We start from the raw sequence: 15620 nt of genomic DNA, 5'->3' as shown, positions 1-15620 counted from the left end.
TCGGGGTGGGAGCCCGCACGCGACATGCGTGGCGGACGCCCCCTCTGTTCCTGACCTGAGAGATTCACGACAGCCGCCGGTGGTGCCCGGGGGTACCGGTGGCGGGGGCCGCTTGCTCCTTCGGTATGCCGGCTGACGATGGCGGCATTCTTCAGAGTGCTGTGACGCGTGATACCGGTCCTTTTGCCTGAGAGTTTCCGGGGCGGTTGCTCCTTCGGCGCTGTCCGCGGCGGCTGCCGCCGGATCAGTCTCTCCCAGCATCACGTTGGCGCGAACGCCAATCCGCGCAAATCTAGAGACAAAGGCCGCAAGTGGATATGCGGGTAAACGCGAATAGAGCCAGTCGTGTTCGCATGGATGGGTCGAGTCGCTTCTTTACCGGCGCGGCGCTATGTCGCACTGCGTCAAGCCGACCCGCCCCCTAGAATGTCAGCACTCGCTACGCGGAGGAAGTGCGCCGTAGCACGAGCCGGATACGGCGCACCGGTCGGGCGAGCCAGAAGAACAGAAAAGGTATTCCAGTGAGAAGAAATCGGATTGCGCTGGCCGCCTCGGCCGCGCTGATGGGCCCCGGCATCGCCGGCGCGCAGCCGGATGAACCCGTCAGCGCGCCGCAGCCCTTGCAGGAAGTCGTGGTCTCGGCGAAGACCGGGCGCGGCGAAACGCCGGCCACGCCGCCCAATACGCCATCGCCCGCCTATGGCATCAGCGCCGCACGCATGGCGGACTTCAACGTGGTCAACACCGAAGACGCGCTCAAGTACGCGCCCAACCTCGCCGTGCGCAAGCGCTTCATCGGCGATATGAACTCGATCATCTCGGTGCGCAGCACTAGCTCGCGCCAGTCGGCGCGCGGGCTGGTCTATGCCGACGGCCTGCTGCTTTCCAACCTGCTGGGCTCCGATTTCACTTTCCCGCCGCGCTGGTCGCTGGTCAACGCCGCCGAGATCGAGCGCGTCGACGTGCTGTATGGCCCGTATTCGGCGCTGTACCCGGGCAATTCGCTGGGCGCGACCGTGCTGATCAGTACGCGCACACCGGAGAAGTTCGAGGGCGATGCCAGCGTGCAGCTATTCACGCAGCGCTTCAACCTGTACGGCACGCACGACAGTTTCAACGGCGTGCACGCCAACGCCTACGTGGGCGACCGCGCCGGGCCGTTCTCGTGGCTGGTCAGCGTCGACCGGCAGGACAGCAAGAGCCAGCCGCTGAGCTTCTACACCGCGGCGCGCTCCAGCGTGCGGGCGACTTCGGCCGACAAGCCCGTGACCGGCGCCTACTTCGACCAGGACCAGACCGGCGCCGACCGCACCGTGATGGGCGTCAACAGCGAGGGCGTCACGCACACCGTGCAGGACCAGCTCAAGCTCAAGCTCGGCTACGACATCACCAATACCCTGCAGGCGCAGTTCACCGCCGCCTACTGGCAGCAGGACCGCTCCAGCGCCACCGGCAGCTACCTGCGCGATGCCGACGGCAACGTGGTGTCGAGCGGCCCGGTCAATATCGGCGGCCTCCGCTACGTGATCCCCGCCAACGCGTTTGCGCCGGGCAATGGCGAGGACGCGCGCTGGCTCTACGGCCTGTCGCTGCGCACGCGCAACGAGACCGGGTGGAATTTCTCCGGCGTGGCATCGCTGTTCGATGTCACCAAGGACATCAGCCGCACCGCCAGCACCGCGGGCAATGGCCCGGGCACGGTGACCTATGGCGACGGCACCGGCTGGCGCACGCTCGACCTGAAGGCCGACTACCGCCCGCAGCAGCTCAAGGGCGGCCACTGGGTCACCCTCGGCTACCACTACGACAACTACAGGCTCAGCAACACCACCTACAACACCTCGGACTGGCAGGCCGCCACCATCTCCGCGTTCAACAACGCCTTTGCCGGCAAGACCGAGACGCAGGCGCTGTACGCGCAGGACGCGTGGTACTTCGCCGAGGACTGGAAGCTGATCCCGGGCGTGCGCTGGGAGCACTGGCGCGCCTATGACGGCAGCCGCAGCCAGCCGGGCGTAGATGTCGCCTACCCGGTGCGCAGCGAGTCCAACTGGTCGCCCAAGCTGGCGCTGGAAAAGGCCATCGGTCAGGACTGGCTGGGCCGGCTGTCGCTCGGCCAGGCCTGGCGCTACCCGACCGTCGCCGAGCTGTTCCAGGGCCGCATCACCGGCACCTCGCTGATCAACAACGATCCCAACCTGAAGCCGGAGCGCTCGTTCTCGAAGGACCTGACCTTCGAACGCACGGTCGACCGTTCGTACTTCCGCGTGTCGGTGTATGAAGACGACATCCGCGATGCGCTGGTCAGCCAGACCAATACCACGGTGTTCCCCACCGTCACCAGTTTCCAGAACGTGGACCGCGTGCGTACGCGTGGCATCGAGCTTGCCTACGACGGGCGCGACGTGCTGACCAGCGGCTTCGACCTGTCGGCCAGCGGCGCGTACAACCATTCCAAGACGCTGGAGAATGCCAATAACCCGGCATCGGTGGGCAAGTATTTCTATCGCATCCCGCAGTGGCGCGCGAACCTGGTCGGCACCTACCGCTTTACGCCGGCATGGGCCGGCACGCTGGCGATGACCTATTCGGGGCGGCAGTACAATACGCTCGATAACAGCGACGTCAATCCCGACACCTTCGGCGGCACCAGCAGTTTCCTGACCTTCGACGTCAAGGTGACCTACAAGCCCGCCAGGAACGTGCGGCTCGGGCTTGGCATCGACAACCTGACCGACCAGCGTTACTTCGTCTACCACCCGTACCCGGGCCGGACGTTCTACGCCGAGGCCAAGCTTTCCTTCTGAGTGCAGTGACCAGTCCGATCCTGACCATTCCCCTGCAGCGCTTGCCCCGCAGCTTCCGCTTCCTTGCCGCCGGCGTGATCGCCTGCACGGCGTTCGCCGCGATGGCGCAGTCCCATGGCAACCATGCCGGCCACGGTGCGCAAAGCGCGGCGCCGAAGGCGATGAGCGAACTCGGCACCGGCGCCGCCTTCGATCGCGACGGCCGCTTGTGGATCGCCTACAAGGACGGCCAGCACGTGGCCGTGCGCGCGTCGGCCGACCAGGGTCGCAGCTTCGGGCCGGTGCAGCACGTCAACCGCGTGCCCGAAGCCGTGGCTGCTGACCACGACAGCCGGCCCAAGGTTGCCACCGGCCGCGACGGCGAGATCTACGTCACCTGGACCCAGCCGCTGCCCAAGCCCTATACCGGCTTTATCCGCTTCGCGCGCTCCGCCGACGGCGGCAAGACCTTTGCCGCGCCGGTGACCGTGCATGCCAACCGCGACCAGATCGCGCACCGCTTCGACGCGATCGCGGTGGACCCGGCCGGCCGCGTCTTCGTCAGCTGGATCGACAAGCGCGACGTGGTCGCCGCCGAAGCGCGCAGGCAGCCCTATGCCGGCGCTGCGATCTACTACGCGGTATCGGCCGACCACGGCAAGAGCTTCCAGGGCGATTACAAGATCGCCGACCAGTCCTGCGAATGCTGCCGCATCGCGCTCGCGCCGACGCCGGACGGCAAGATGCTGGCGCTGTGGCGCCACGTGTTCCCGCCCAACGCGCGCGACCACGCGGTGGCACTGCTCGGCGCCGACGGCACGCCCGCGCCGATGCAGCGCGCGACCTTCGACGACTGGCGCATCGACGCCTGCCCGCACCACGGCCCGGGCGCCGCGGTGGCGCCGGACGGCATGCTGCACATGGTCTGGTTCAACGTGAAGGCAGGCAAGCCGACGGTATCGGTCGGCCGCTTCCGGGACGGCAAGCTGCAGGCGCAGCGTCCGCTGGACGACCCGCGCGCGCAGCATGCCGATATCGTCGCGCTCGACGACCATCGCATCGTGGTGGCGTGGAAATCGTTCGACGGCCAGCAGACCCGGCTCTCGGCGATGCTGTCGCAGGACGGCGGCAAGACCTGGCAGACGCGCCAGGTTGCCGGCACCGCGCGCGATTCGGACCAGCCGCACCTGCTGCAGCACGGCGGCCGCGCCTACGTGCTGTGGCGCACCGAGGCCGAAGGCTTCCAGGTCTTCCCGCTGGCGCAGGAGGGCGCATGACATTGCGTCGCAAACTCATCGCCGCGCTGGCGGGCGCCACGATCGCGCTCGGCGTCGCCGGCATGGCGCACGCGGCCGAACGCGTATCGGTGTTCGAATCCGCCAGTGCCGCGCAGCTCAGTGCCAGCCAGCAGGGCAAGCCCTTCGTGCTGGTGGTGTGGTCGCTCGACTGCGTCTACTGCAAGCGTAATTTCGAAGCCATCGGCAAGCTGCAGGCGAAGCATCGCAGCCTGCGCGTGGTCACGCTGGCCATGGACCGGCCCGACGCGCTGCCGCAGGTGCAGCAGCTGCTCAAGCGCGTCAACCTGACGCGCGACGCGTGGATGTTCGGCAACGAGCCGCAGGAGAGGCTGCGCTATTCGGTCGATCCCGACTGGATGGGGGAGATGCCGCGCACGTACTTCTATCGGGCCGACGGCCAGCGGCAGGGCGTATCCGGCGTGATCGGCGACGCCGACTGGGACAAGCACCTGCGCTGGGCGGGCATCGGCGGCTGAGGCGGCCGCCGGCCCTTTCCTGAGGCAGCCGCCAACGCTTCCCGGATTTCCTTACGACAAGTCCGCCGGCAGCTTGCCGCCGTTGGCCGCAAGCTCCTGCATCAGGCGCTTGTGCAGCCAGACATTCATCCCGGCGGAATCGTTCATGTCGCCGCTGTAGTGCAGCTCGCGCGCCAGTTCCTTGCGGTGCTCGAGGCTGCTGTCGATGCCCAGCGCCTTCATCGTGTCAACGATGGACGTGCGCCAGTTCAGCGTCTGGCCGCTCTCCCTGACCAGGTTGTCCATGATGGATTCGACGTCGACGCCCGACAGCGGCGTGGGTTTGGCCGCGGCCTGGCCAGCGCTGCCTGCGGGCGTGGTGGCGCCTGCCGACGCGGGCGACGGGCTCGACGGCGCGGGTGCCGCGCCTGCCGAGGTCGGCGTGCCAGCCGCTGTGCCGGCGGATGTGCCGGCGGGGGTGCCCGAAGTCGTGGCAGCCGGCTTGGCCCGGCCCAGCAGCTTGTTGAGGATGTCCTTGAAGATGCTCATGGCGGTGGCCTCCTGTCCGTTTGGATCGCAGCACGTGGAGTACAGCGCCATGCAGGAAACGCACCATCCACGCAGGCCTTGCTTTCGGCGCACCAGGCAGCGCCGGGTTGTAAATGCTGCATGCAGCGACAGTCATGCCGGCACTTTTGCCGGCTCGCCGAACTCGCTGAACTTCGCCGCCATGAACTCGACGAACAGCCGGAGCCGCGACGACAGCTGATGCCGCTGGTGATAGACCGCGTAGATGTCGGCCTCCGGCGTGGCGTACTGCGGCAACACCTGCACCAACCGTCCGCTGCGCAGGAATCGCTCGATATCCCATTCGGCCCGCATCAGGATGCCGTGGCCTTCCAGCGCCCAGTTGACCGCGATCTCGCCGTCGTTGGTGGTCAGGTTGCCGCGCACGCGCACGGTTTCGGTACGCGCCTTGGCCCCCTTGCCGGTGGTCAGGCGCCACACGCCATAGGCGTCGCTGCCCTGCCGGATGCCGATGCAGTTGTGGCGGCGCAGGTCGGCCGGCGTGTTGGGGATGCCGTGATCGCGCAGGTACTTGGGCGACGCGCATAGCAGGCGCCGGTTGGGCGCCAGCTTGCGCGCCACGATGCGCGCATCGGGCGGCTGGCCGAAGCGGATGCAGACGTCGAACGCGTCTTCGTTCAGCGGTGGCGGGTCGGCCGACAGCTGCAGCTGCACGTCGACTTCGGGATAGGCCGCGACGTACTCGGAAATCACCGGCGCCACGTGCATGCGGCCGAACCCCAGCGTGGCATTGACGCGCAGCAGGCCGCTCGGCTTGCCCTTGGAACGCGTCAGCAGCTGGTCCAGGTCCTCGATCTCGCTCAGGATGCGCCGCGCGTGCTCCAGGTAGACCTCGCCCTCGGGCGTCAGGCTCATGCGCCGGGTGGTGCGCGTGACCAGCGGCATGCCGATTCGCGCCTCCATCTGTGCCAGCCGCTTGCTGACCGCCGCGGTTGTGATGCCAAGGTCGCGCGCGGCCGCGCTCAGGCTGCCGGCGGTGGCCACCGACGTGAAAAAGCCCAGTTCCGACGGCTGGATCCCTGCGGACGATGCCATGCCAGCTTTAATCTCAGGTTAAGAATGGTTTAACTTTACAAGCGATCCAAAACCTTGTCCACGGCCCAGAATCCATTCCACGCAATCGTGCAAACACACGGATTCACACGGATTCTGACCAGGAGACAAGAGATGAAGACCTACCGCATCGCGACCATCCCCGGCGATGGCATCGGCAAGGAAGTGATACCCGCGGGCCGCCAGGTGATGGAAGCGCTGGCCGCCGCCGGCGCCGATTTCCGCTTCGAGTTCGAAGACTTCGACTGGGGCGGAGACTACTACCGCCAGCACGGCGTGATGATGCCCGCCGATGGCCTGGACGCGCTGCGCGACAAGGATGCGATCCTGTTCGGCTCGGCCGGCGACCCGCATATCCCCGACCACATCACGCTGTGGGGCCTGCGCCTGAAGATCTGCCAGGGCTTCGACCAGTACGCCAACGTGCGCCCGACCCGCATCCTGCCGGGCATCGACGCGCCGCTCAAGCGCTGCGCGCCGGAAGACCTGAACTGGGTGATCGTGCGCGAGAACTCGGAAGGCGAATACTCGGGCGTCGGCGGCCGCGTGCACCAGGGCCATCCGATCGAGGCCGCCACCGATGTCAGCATGATGACCCGCGTCGGCGTCGAACGCATCCTGCGCTTCGCCTTCAAGCTGGCGCAATCGCGTCCGCGCAAGCAGCTGACGGTGATCACCAAGTCCAACGCGCAGCGCCACGCCATGGTGATGTGGGACGAGGTCGCGGTGCAGGTGGCGAAGGATTTCCCGGACGTCACCTGGGACAAGGAACTGGTCGATGCCGCCACCGCGCGCATGGTCAACCGCCCGAAGTCGCTCGACACCATCGTTGCCACCAACCTGCACGCCGACATCCTGAGCGACCTGGCCGCGGCGCTGGCCGGCAGCCTGGGCATCGCCCCAACCGGCAATATCGACCCGGAACGCCGCTATCCGTCGATGTTCGAGCCGATCCACGGTTCGGCCTTCGACATCATGGGCAAGGGCCTGGCCAATCCGGTCGGCACGTTCTGGTCGGTGGTGATGCTGCTGGAACACCTGGGCGAGCACGCCGCGGCCCAGCGTGTGATGGAGGCGGTCGAGGCGGTGACCGCCAACGCGGCGCTGCATACCGGCGACCTGGATGGCAAGGCCACCACCGCGCAGGTGACGCAAGCCGTGTGCGAACTGCTGTCCGGCAAGCAGGCCAGGGCAGCCTGAGCGTTCGCGCGCCAACCGCTAGCCGCTAGCCGTCGTGAACGCTCCCCTCTCCCGCGCGCGGGAGAGGGGAGCAAACCAGCGGCATAGCCGCACCGCCTTCCGCCACAAGCAGCACGCCCAGAGCTGTGCCGGGGGGAGCGTTTGCCTTACGAAACACCGAATCAGCAGGAAACAGCCATGATCCATGAGCGCGCCGTGACCATGCCAACGATCGATCCCGACGTGCTGCTGCGGCGCATGTTCGACGCGGCCATCGCCGCCGCGCAGCCGGCACGCACGCTGGCGCGCCACCTGCCCGCAGCGCCGCGCGGCCGCACCATCGTCATCGGTGCCGGCAAGGCCTCTGCGGCCATGGCCGCAGCGCTGGAAGCAGCGTGGCCAGGCCCGCTGCAGGGGCTGGTGGTGACGCGCTACGGCTACGCGGTGCCTTGCGCGCGCATCGAGATCGTCGAAGCCGCGCACCCGGTGCCGGACGATGCCGGGCTGGCCGCCTCGCGCCGCATGCTGGAACTGGTGTCCGGCCTCAGCGAGGACGACCTCGTGATCTGCCTGGTCTCCGGCGGCGGCTCGTCGCTGCTGCCGCTGCCGCTGGCCGGCATCACGCTGGACGACAAGCAGCAGGTGAACCGCGCGCTGCTCAAGTCGGGGGCGACAATCTCCGAGATGAACTGCGTGCGCCGCCACCTGTCCGCGATCAAGGGCGGCAGGCTGGCCGCCGCGTGCTACCCCGCGCAGGTGCTGAACCTGCTGATTTCCGACGTGCCGGGCGACGACGCCATCGACGTCGCCTCCGGCCCGACCGTGCCCGACCCGACCACGTGCGCCGATGCGCTGGCCATCGTCAGGCGCTACGCCATCGACCTGCCTGCCCACGTGCTGGCCGCGCTGCAGTCCGACGCGGCCGAGACGCCCAAGCCCGGCGACCCGCGCCTGCCGCGCATCCGCACCGAGTGGATCGCCACGCCGCGGCTGGCGCTGCAGGCCGCTGCGCAAGCGGGCCGCGACGCCGGCTATGCCGTGCATGTGCTCGGCGACGCCATCGAGGGCGAGGCCCGCGAGGTTGGCAAGGTGCTGGGCGGCATCGCGCTGGCGGCGGCCAGGCACGGCCAGCCCTTTGCCGCGCCGTGCGTGCTGCTGTCCGGCGGCGAGACCACGGTCACCGTGCGCGGCAACGGCCAGGGCGGCCGCAATGTCGAGTTCCTGCTGTCGCTGGCGCTGGCCCTGCGCGGCGAGGCCGGCATCCATGCCATCGCCGGCGACACCGACGGCGTCGACGGGCAGGAAGAGATCGCCGGTGCGGTGATCGGCCCTGACACGCTCGAGCGCGCATGGCGCGCCGGCCTGAACCCGCAGGACGCGCTGGCCGCCAACGACGGCCATGGATTCTTCGAGGCGCTGGGGGACGCGGTCGTGACCGGCCCCACGCTGACCAATGTCAATGATTTCCGCGCGATCGTGCTGACGCGCGCTTCCGGAGCCAACACATGAGACGCCTTCGCAACGCAAAGATCGTGGCCACGCTCGGGCCCGCCAGTTCGGATCCGGCCACCATCGGCCAGCTGTTCGATGCGGGAGCCGATGTGTTCCGGCTCAACTTCAGCCATGGCTCGCATGAAGACCACAAGCAGCGTCTGCACGCCGTCCGCGCGATCGAACAGGAACGCGGCCGCCCGATCGGCGTGCTGCTTGACCTGCAGGGTCCCAAGCTGCGCATCGGCACCTTTGCCGAGGGTCCGGTGCAAGTGGCGGCGCAGGCAGCATTCCGGCTCGATCTGGATGCGTCCGTGCCCGGAAGCGCGCAGCGCGTGAGCCTGCCGCATCCGGAGATCTTCGCGGCGCTGCAGCCGGGCGCGGAACTGCTGGTCGACGACGGCCGGGTGCGGCTGCGCGTGGAGCGCTGCGGCGCCGACTATGCCGAGACCGTGGTCGTCAACGGCGGCACGCTGTCCGACCGCAAGGGCGTCAACGTGCCGGGCGTGGTGCTGCCGCTGTCGGCCATGACCGAAAAGGACCGCGCCGACCTGGACTTCGGGCTGTCGCTCGGGGTGGACTGGGTGGCGCTGTCGTTCGTGCAGCGCGCCGAGGATATCGAGGAGATCCGCCAGATCGTCGACGGCCGCGCCGGCATCGTCGCCAAGCTGGAGAAGCCGGCCGCGATCCAGAGCCTGGAGGCGATCGTCGAGGCGTCCGACGCAATCATGGTGGCACGCGGCGACCTCGGCGTGGAAATGCCTGCCGAACAGGTGCCGTCGCTGCAGAAGCGCATCGTGCGCGCCTGCCGCAAGGCCGGCAAGCCGGTGATAGTGGCCACGCAAATGCTGGAGTCGATGGTGGCCGCACCGGTGCCGACCCGCGCCGAGGCATCCGACGTCGCCACCGCCATCTATGACGGCGCCGACGCAGTGATGCTGTCCGCGGAATCGGCGTCGGGCCGCTATCCGGTGGAAGCGGTGAAGATGATGGACAGCATCATCACCCGCACCGAATCCGACCCGCACTACCACGAAGCCATCCAGGCCTCGCATTCGGCACCGCGTGCCGACGCTGCCGACGCCATCGGCTACGCCGTGCGGCACGTGGCCAGCCTGCTGGGCGCGCCCGCGGCGGTAGCCTATACCAGCTCCGGCTATTCCGCGCTGCGCATGGCGCGCGAACGGCCCGAGGTGCCGATCCTCGGCATGACGCCGCGGCTTGCCACCGCGCGCCGCCTCGCGCTGGCGTGGGGCGTGCACGCGGTGCTCTGCCATGAAGTGGTCGACGTGGTGGAGATGACCGAAGTGGCCAGCCGCACCGTGCTCAAGGAGCAGTTCGGCGCGGCCGGCCAGTCGATCGTGATCTCGGCGGGGCTGCCCTTTACCGTCGCGGGCACGACCAACCTGCTGCGCATCGCGCAGGTCCGGTAGGGGGAGCGAGATGGCTGTCATCAAGGAAATCCTCGGCTACGAGATCCTCGACTCGCGCGGCAATCCCACCGTGGCCGCGCGCGTGCTGCTGGCCGATGGCGCGCAAGGGTTCGCGGCAGCACCGTCGGGCGCCTCCACCGGCTCGCGCGAGGCGCTGGAGCTGCGCGACGGCGATCCGCGCCGCTATCTCGGCAAGGGCGTGCGCAAGGCCGTGCAGCATATCAATGTCGATATCGCCCGCACGCTCGCCGGCATGCAGGCAGCGGACCAGGCCGAAGTGGATGCGTGCCTGATCCGGCTGGACGGCACCGCCGACAAGTCGCGCCTCGGCGCCAATGCGTTGCTCGCGGTTTCGCTCGCCACCGCGCGGGCGGCTGCGGCGTCGGCGGGCGTGCCGCTGTACCGCTCGCTTGGGGCAGGGCGCGCCGAGACGCGCCTGCCCTTGCCGATGATGAACATCATCAACGGCGGTGCGCATGCCGACAACAGCGTCGACATGCAGGAATTCATGATCCTGCCCGTGGGCGCGCCCAGTCTTTCCGAAGCGCTGCGCTGGGGCGCCGAGGTGTTCCATACGCTCAAGCGCGTGCTGCGCGAGCGCGGCTTTTCCACCGCGGTCGGCGACGAGGGCGGCTTTGCCCCGGACCTGGCCTCGAACGAGCATGCGCTGGAAGTGATCCTGCAAGCGGTGGAGGCCGCCGGCTTCGGGGCCGGCCGCGATATCGCGCTGGGCCTGGACGTGGCCAGCTCGGAGTTCCATGCCGAGGGCCGCTACGTGCTGGCGTCGGAAGGCCGCAGCTACGACGCCGAAGGCTTTGTCGACCTGCTGGCCGGCTGGGTGCGCCAGTATCCCATCGTCACCATCGAAGACGGCATGGCCGAGCAGGACTGGCGGGGCTGGCGGCTTCTGACTGAGAAACTCGGCGCGCAGGTGCAGCTGGTAGGCGACGACCTGTTCGTCACCAACGCCGCGATCCTGTCCGAAGGCATCGCGCAGGGCGTTGCCAACGCGATCCTGATCAAGCCCAACCAGATCGGCACGCTGACCGAGACGCTGCAGGCCATCGACGTGGCCGAGCGTGCCGGCTATGCGTCGGTGATCTCGCACCGCTCCGGCGAGACCGAGGACACCACCATTGCCGACCTGAGCGTATGCACCGCGGCCACGCAGATCAAGACCGGCTCGCTCAGCCGTTCCGACCGCGTGGCCAAGTACAACCGGCTGCTTTGCATCGAAGCGGAGCTGGGCTGCGCCGCGGCCTTCGCCGGCAGCAGTGCGCTGCGACAACTGCGCTAGTGCCCGAAGCAGCAACCGACAGACAAGCCATGAAGGCTTGCTGAAAATCCATCAGACAGGAGACAAGACATGCATGCAACCGACTTTCTGCGCCGCGTATCGGCATTGACCCTGGCCGCCGCCGGCCTCGCCCTCAGCGGTGGCGCCATGGCGCAAGCCTGGCCGGCCAAGCCAATTACGCTGGTCGTGCCGTTCCCTTCGGGCGGCACCACCGACGTGCTGGCGCGCGCGCTGGGCGACCAGCTTTCCAAAAGCCTCGGCCAGCCGGTGATCGTCGAGAACCGGCCTGGCGCAGGCGCCACGGTCGGCGCCGACTATGTCGCCAAGAACAAGCCGGACGGCTACACGCTGCTGATGGGCGCGGTGCACCACACCATCGCCACCAGCGTGTACAAGAAGCTTCCCTATAGCTTCGAGAAAGACCTCGCGCCGGTGGCCCCGGTGGCGATGGTGCCCAATGTGCTGGTGATCAACGCCGCGAAGACGCCGGCGAAGACTGTCAGCGAACTGGTGGTGCTGGCCAAGCGCGCCTCGCCCGAGTTTGCCTACGGTTCCAACGGCAACGGCACCGCGCAGCACCTGATCGGCACGCAGTTCCAGGCCGCCACCGGCGCGCCGCTGCTGCACGTGCCTTACAAGGGCAGTGGTCCGCTGACCACCGACCTGCTTGGCGGGCAGGTGACCATGTCGTTCGACACGCTGACGCCGGTGCTGCAGCACATCAAGTCGGGCAAGCTGCGTGCGCTGGCGGTGACCACGGCGAAGCGTTCGACCGTGCTGCCCGACGTGCCGACGCTGGAAGAGGCCGGCCTGAAGGGATTCGACATCGGCACGTGGTTCGGCGTGATGGCGCCGGTCGCCACGCCGGAGCCGGTCGTGACGCGCCTCAACGCCGAGATCGTCAGGATCGTGAAATCGCCGGATTTCCAGCAGCGCATGCAGGCCATCGGCGCCGAGCCGATGACCAGCACGCCGAAGGAATTCGCGCGCCGCATCCAGGATGAGACGGTGAAGTTCGCAAAGCTGGTGAAGGACGGGAAGGTGACGATCGAATAGATGCTGCCCCGCGGTTTGCTCCCTCTCCCGCAAGCGGGAGAGGGAGCAAACATAGCATCCTCCGGAAGCCACTCAATCCGGCTTGATCTGCGCCCGCGCAATGATCGGCTTCCAGCGCTGCTGCTCCTGCGCGATAAACCGTGCAAACTCCGCCGGCGTATTGCCCACCACGATGGCCGCGTCCGCGCTCAGCCGCTCGACCGAGCTCTGGCTCTTGACGGCCTTGATGGTCGCATCCGCCAGCTTGTCCGCGGCCGCCTGCGGCAGCGTTGCGGGCGCGAGCAGCCCATACCACTGCGTCATCTCGAACCCGGGATACCCTTGCTCGGCCACGGTCGGTACATCCGGCAGCTGCGGAATGCGCTGCGTGGTGCCGGTGGCGATGCAGCGCACCTTGCCGGTCTTGATGAACTGCAGGATTGCCGGCGCGCCCACGGCGGCCGCTTCCAGCCGACCGGAGAGCAGGTCGGTGATCTGCGGGCCGCTGCCGCGGTACGGCACGTGCGTGATGAAGGTGCCGGTCGCCGCCTTCAGGTACTCGAAAGCCAGGTGCCCGGCGCTGCCATTGCCGGCCGAGCCGTAGTTGAGCTTGCCCGGCTTGCTCTTGGCCAGCGCCACGAATTCCTTCAGGTTCTTCGCCGGCACGTCGGGATGCACCACGTACAGGCTTGGCACCTTGGACAGCAGCGAGATCGGGCGGAAGTCCTTGATCGGGTCGTAGGGCAGCTTGGGGAAGATGAACGGGTTCACCGCCAGCGTGCCGATATGGCCGAGGATCAGCGTATGGTTGTCTTCGGCGCGCGCCACTTCGCCCATGGCGATATTGCCGGCGGCGCCCGGCTTGTTTTCCACGAACACCGACACGCCCAGCAGCTTGGTCAGTTCCGCCGCGGTGGAGCGCGCGACGATTTCCGAGCTGCCGCCCGGCGCGAACGGCACTACCAGCCGGACCGGCTTGGCCGGCCACGCCTGGGCGCGGGCGAGCGTGGGGAAGAGGGCGCTGGCGCCCAGTGCCGCGGTCGCTTGCAGCAACTGGCGGCGGGTGTGGTTGACGCGGGTCATGCGGGTCTCCGTGGGTATCCGGTCGTAGTGATTGCGGCGATTGCGCCGCGGCTGGCGATGCCGGCGATCATTCAGGCTTGACGTTGCCGTCTTTGATCACCTTGGCCCACAGCCGGGCCTGGCCGTCGATGAATTGCTGCGCCTGTGCCGGCGGCGCGGCCACCACCTCGCCGCCAAGTTCGGTCACGCGCTGCCGCGTCTCGGGGCTGTGCATCACCTTGTGCAACGCCTCGGCAAATTTGGCGACGATCGGTTCGGGCGTGGCAGCCGGCAGGAAGGCTGCGTTCCACTCATAGACTTCATAGCCGGGCACGCCGGCCTCCTGCATCGTCGGCACGCCCGGCAGCGCGTTGGTGCGCTGGTGGCTGGTGACCGCCAGCGGCTTGAGCTTGCCGGCCTTGATGTGCTGCAGGCTCGATGCAACATTGGCGAAGAACAGCGGCACCTGCCCGGCGATGACATCGGTCATGGCCGGGCCGCCGCCCTTGTAAGGCACGTGCAGCAGGTCCACCCCCGCGCGCTGTTCGAACAGCACGCCCGCCAGGTGCTGCGCCGAGCCATTGCCGGATGAGGCAAACGCTACCGAACCGGGGTTCTGCTTCGCCATCGCCAGCACGTCGCCGACCTTGGTGGCCGGGAAGCTGGCAGTGGAAACCAGCACGTTGGGATAGCGCGCCAGCACGCCGACGGGCTTGAACGCCTTGGCCGGGTCGTAGGGCAGCCTGGCGTAGAGGCTGGGATTCACGGCGTAGGAAGAGGCATCGACCATCACCGTATAGCCGTCGGGCGCCGCCTTGGCGACATAGGCCGCGCCGATCTGGCCGCCGGCGCCGGGGCGGTTTTCCACCACCACCGACTGGCCGAGTTCGCGGCCGAGGCCCGGCGCGATCAGCCGTGCCATCAGGTCGGCGCCGCCGCCCGGCGGATACGTGACCACGATCGTGATGGGCCGCGACGGCCACGTGGCGGCGCTCTCGGCGGCCTGCGCCGGCGCAAGTTGCAGCAGGATGCCGGCGGCGCCGATGGCCGCGCCCAGCGCCTTGATGGAATGCATGAAACGGTCTCCTCGGATGCGGATCAGGTATCGGATGGCTAGCAGACAATCAGCGGATGTCAGCGGTATAGCGAAAAGCGAAGGCATCGCCCCGGGTCAGCCGGTATTCGATGCAGGTGCCGCGCAGGTCGAAGGCGTGCCGGGTCACCACCGCGCAGGGGTGCGCATCGGGCAGTTCCAGCAACTCGGCCTCGTCATGCGCCAGCGTGCGGAAGGTGACCTCGTCGACCGCGCGGTGCACGGTGATGCCGCACTGGCTGCCGAGCAGCGGATACAGCAGGTCGCCCCATTCCCATACCGGCAACTGCTGCAGCGCTTCGCAACGCGGCAGCGGCAGCCAGATCGATTCCAGCAGGCGCGGCTTGTCGTCCAGCCAGCGGCGGCGCGTGATCGCCAGGCCGCGCGCTCCGGATGGCAGTTCGAAGCGCTCCGCCATGGCCTTGTCCAGGCGCACGGCGCGGCACGACAGGATTTCCGAGCGCGGCACCTTGGCGTCGCCGTCGGCACCGCCGAAGCGGAAGAAACGCATCGGGCTGGCGCCGGTCAGGCCCTTGCGCACAAAGGTGCCCCGGCCCTGCACGCGTTCCAGCAGCCCTTCCTGCACCAGCACGGCGATCGCCTGTCGGATCGTTCCCAGCGCGATGCCGAATTCTTTCGCCAGGGCGCCCTCGGCGGGTATCGCCTCGCCCGGCGGCCAGTCGCCAGAAACAATGCGCGCCTGGAGCTGTGCGGCGATCTGGCCATACCGGCTCAGGCCGGCCGCGCTGGTGATTTTCTGAAGCAGGTCAATGTCCGCCATCGGTTGTCCGTCGGTCTGGAGCCGTGCTAAATTGTTGTCCATGTCCTCTAGAGGACTAGAATACTGACG

The 15620-nt window shown here is 68.2% G+C and carries 13 protein-coding genes and 2 riboswitches; of the genes, 8 read left to right on the top strand and 5 right to left on the bottom strand.

The window, feature by feature from the left end; genetic code table 11:
• Positions 1–34 precede the first annotated feature (34 nt).
• Positions 35–165: riboswitch (glycine riboswitch) on the bottom strand.
• Positions 166–267: riboswitch (glycine riboswitch) on the bottom strand. It abuts the riboswitch before it with no gap.
• Between the two features lie 254 nt (positions 268–521).
• Genes AC5WJ1_RS20670 through AC5WJ1_RS20660 form a run of 3 tightly spaced genes read left to right on the top strand, consistent with a single transcriptional unit; the run spans position 522 to position 4560 of the window.
• A complete protein-coding gene (locus AC5WJ1_RS20670; protein WP_135703522.1) occupies positions 522–2807 on the top strand; it encodes a TonB-dependent receptor in 2286 nt (761 codons plus the stop codon).
• 5 nt (positions 2808–2812) lie between these two features.
• Entirely contained in the window at positions 2813–4063 is a 1251-nt protein-coding gene (locus tag AC5WJ1_RS20665; RefSeq protein WP_431189852.1) for a sialidase family protein, read from the top strand.
• Positions 4060–4560, top strand: a complete 501-nt coding sequence (locus tag AC5WJ1_RS20660; protein ID WP_135703523.1) for a TlpA family protein disulfide reductase — start codon at positions 4060–4062, stop codon at positions 4558–4560. The genes AC5WJ1_RS20665 and AC5WJ1_RS20660 overlap by 4 nt, the downstream gene beginning before the upstream one ends.
• Positions 4561–4611: 51 nt before the next feature.
• Here AC5WJ1_RS20660 and AC5WJ1_RS20655 read toward each other — a convergent pair whose 3' ends face one another.
• Together AC5WJ1_RS20655 and AC5WJ1_RS20650 are read right to left on the bottom strand one after the other, a co-directional pair.
• The gene (locus AC5WJ1_RS20655; protein ID WP_135703524.1) at positions 4612–5088 is read right to left on the bottom strand and encodes a DUF3597 domain-containing protein; all 477 of its coding nucleotides are present in this window, start codon (positions 5086–5088) and stop codon (positions 4612–4614) included.
• Between the two features lie 132 nt (positions 5089–5220).
• Complete coding sequence (locus tag AC5WJ1_RS20650; protein WP_133093381.1) at positions 5221–6162, bottom strand: LysR family transcriptional regulator; 942 nt, start codon at positions 6160–6162, stop codon at positions 5221–5223.
• A 132-nt stretch (positions 6163–6294) separates the two neighbouring features.
• On the opposite strand from AC5WJ1_RS20650, the gene AC5WJ1_RS20645 reads away from it, so the two are divergent.
• The 5 genes from AC5WJ1_RS20645 (at position 6295) to AC5WJ1_RS20625 (ending at position 12636) form a co-directional block, all read left to right on the top strand.
• Positions 6295–7380 (top strand): tartrate dehydrogenase, encoded by a 1086-nt coding sequence (locus AC5WJ1_RS20645; RefSeq protein WP_494476936.1) that lies wholly within the window; start codon positions 6295–6297, stop codon positions 7378–7380.
• Between the two features lie 177 nt (positions 7381–7557).
• On the top strand, positions 7558–8868 hold the full coding sequence (locus AC5WJ1_RS20640; protein WP_240745761.1) for a glycerate kinase type-2 family protein: 1311 nt from the start codon (positions 7558–7560) through the stop codon (positions 8866–8868).
• Entirely contained in the window at positions 8865–10283 is a 1419-nt protein-coding gene (gene pyk / locus AC5WJ1_RS20635; RefSeq protein WP_135703526.1) for a pyruvate kinase, read from the top strand. Before AC5WJ1_RS20640 ends, pyk begins: the two co-directional genes overlap by 4 nt.
• A 10-nt stretch (positions 10284–10293) precedes the next feature.
• Positions 10294–11580 carry a phosphopyruvate hydratase gene (gene eno / locus AC5WJ1_RS20630; protein ID WP_135703527.1) on the top strand — a complete coding sequence of 429 codons (1287 nt, stop codon included), beginning with the start codon at positions 10294–10296 and terminating at the stop codon, positions 11578–11580.
• Between the two features lie 69 nt (positions 11581–11649).
• Entirely contained in the window at positions 11650–12636 is a 987-nt protein-coding gene (locus tag AC5WJ1_RS20625; RefSeq protein WP_494476935.1) for a Bug family tripartite tricarboxylate transporter substrate binding protein, read from the top strand.
• 72 nt (positions 12637–12708) lie between these two features.
• On the opposite strand, the gene AC5WJ1_RS20620 is transcribed toward AC5WJ1_RS20625, so the two are convergent.
• From AC5WJ1_RS20620 to AC5WJ1_RS20610, 3 genes are all read right to left on the bottom strand, one after another.
• Positions 12709–13698 (bottom strand): Bug family tripartite tricarboxylate transporter substrate binding protein, encoded by a 990-nt coding sequence (locus AC5WJ1_RS20620; protein ID WP_135703528.1) that lies wholly within the window; start codon positions 13696–13698, stop codon positions 12709–12711.
• A gap of 67 nt (positions 13699–13765) precedes the next feature.
• Positions 13766–14752 carry a tripartite tricarboxylate transporter substrate binding protein gene (locus AC5WJ1_RS20615; RefSeq protein ID WP_135703529.1) on the bottom strand — a complete coding sequence of 329 codons (987 nt, stop codon included), beginning with the start codon at positions 14750–14752 and terminating at the stop codon, positions 13766–13768.
• Positions 14753–14801: 49 nt separating this feature from the next.
• Positions 14802–15551, bottom strand: coding sequence for a GntR family transcriptional regulator (locus AC5WJ1_RS20610; protein WP_135703530.1), 750 nt, complete (start codon positions 15549–15551; stop codon positions 14802–14804).
• Positions 15552–15620: the final 69 nt, after the last annotated feature.

The sequence above is a fragment of the Cupriavidus sp. MEYA8 genome (genome assembly GCF_059278825.1).
Note: the sequence above shows the minus strand (reverse complement) of the source record. Positions and strands in the feature narration are given on the sequence as shown.

Excerpts from the sequence above, each read along its gene's own strand:
- AC5WJ1_RS20650 (WP_133093381.1), bottom strand. The coding sequence starts at position 6,162 with ATGGCATCGTCCGCAGGGATCCAGCCGTCGGAACTGGGCTTTTTCACG.
- AC5WJ1_RS20620 (WP_135703528.1), bottom strand. The coding sequence starts at position 13,698 with ATGACCCGCGTCAACCACACCCGCCGCCAGTTGCTGCAAGCGACCGCG.
- AC5WJ1_RS20615 (WP_135703529.1), bottom strand. The coding sequence starts at position 14,752 with ATGCATTCCATCAAGGCGCTGGGCGCGGCCATCGGCGCCGCCGGCATC.
- pyk (WP_135703526.1), top strand. The coding sequence starts at position 8,865 with ATGAGACGCCTTCGCAACGCAAAGATCGTGGCCACGCTCGGGCCCGCC.
- AC5WJ1_RS20655 (WP_135703524.1), bottom strand. The coding sequence starts at position 5,088 with ATGAGCATCTTCAAGGACATCCTCAACAAGCTGCTGGGCCGGGCCAAG.
- AC5WJ1_RS20645 (WP_494476936.1), top strand. The coding sequence starts at position 6,295 with ATGAAGACCTACCGCATCGCGACCATCCCCGGCGATGGCATCGGCAAG.
- AC5WJ1_RS20660 (WP_135703523.1), top strand. The coding sequence starts at position 4,060 with ATGACATTGCGTCGCAAACTCATCGCCGCGCTGGCGGGCGCCACGATC.
- eno (WP_135703527.1), top strand. The coding sequence starts at position 10,294 with ATGGCTGTCATCAAGGAAATCCTCGGCTACGAGATCCTCGACTCGCGC.
- AC5WJ1_RS20640 (WP_240745761.1), top strand. The coding sequence starts at position 7,558 with ATGATCCATGAGCGCGCCGTGACCATGCCAACGATCGATCCCGACGTG.
- AC5WJ1_RS20610 (WP_135703530.1), bottom strand. The coding sequence starts at position 15,551 with ATGGCGGACATTGACCTGCTTCAGAAAATCACCAGCGCGGCCGGCCTG.
- AC5WJ1_RS20625 (WP_494476935.1), top strand. The coding sequence starts at position 11,650 with ATGCATGCAACCGACTTTCTGCGCCGCGTATCGGCATTGACCCTGGCC.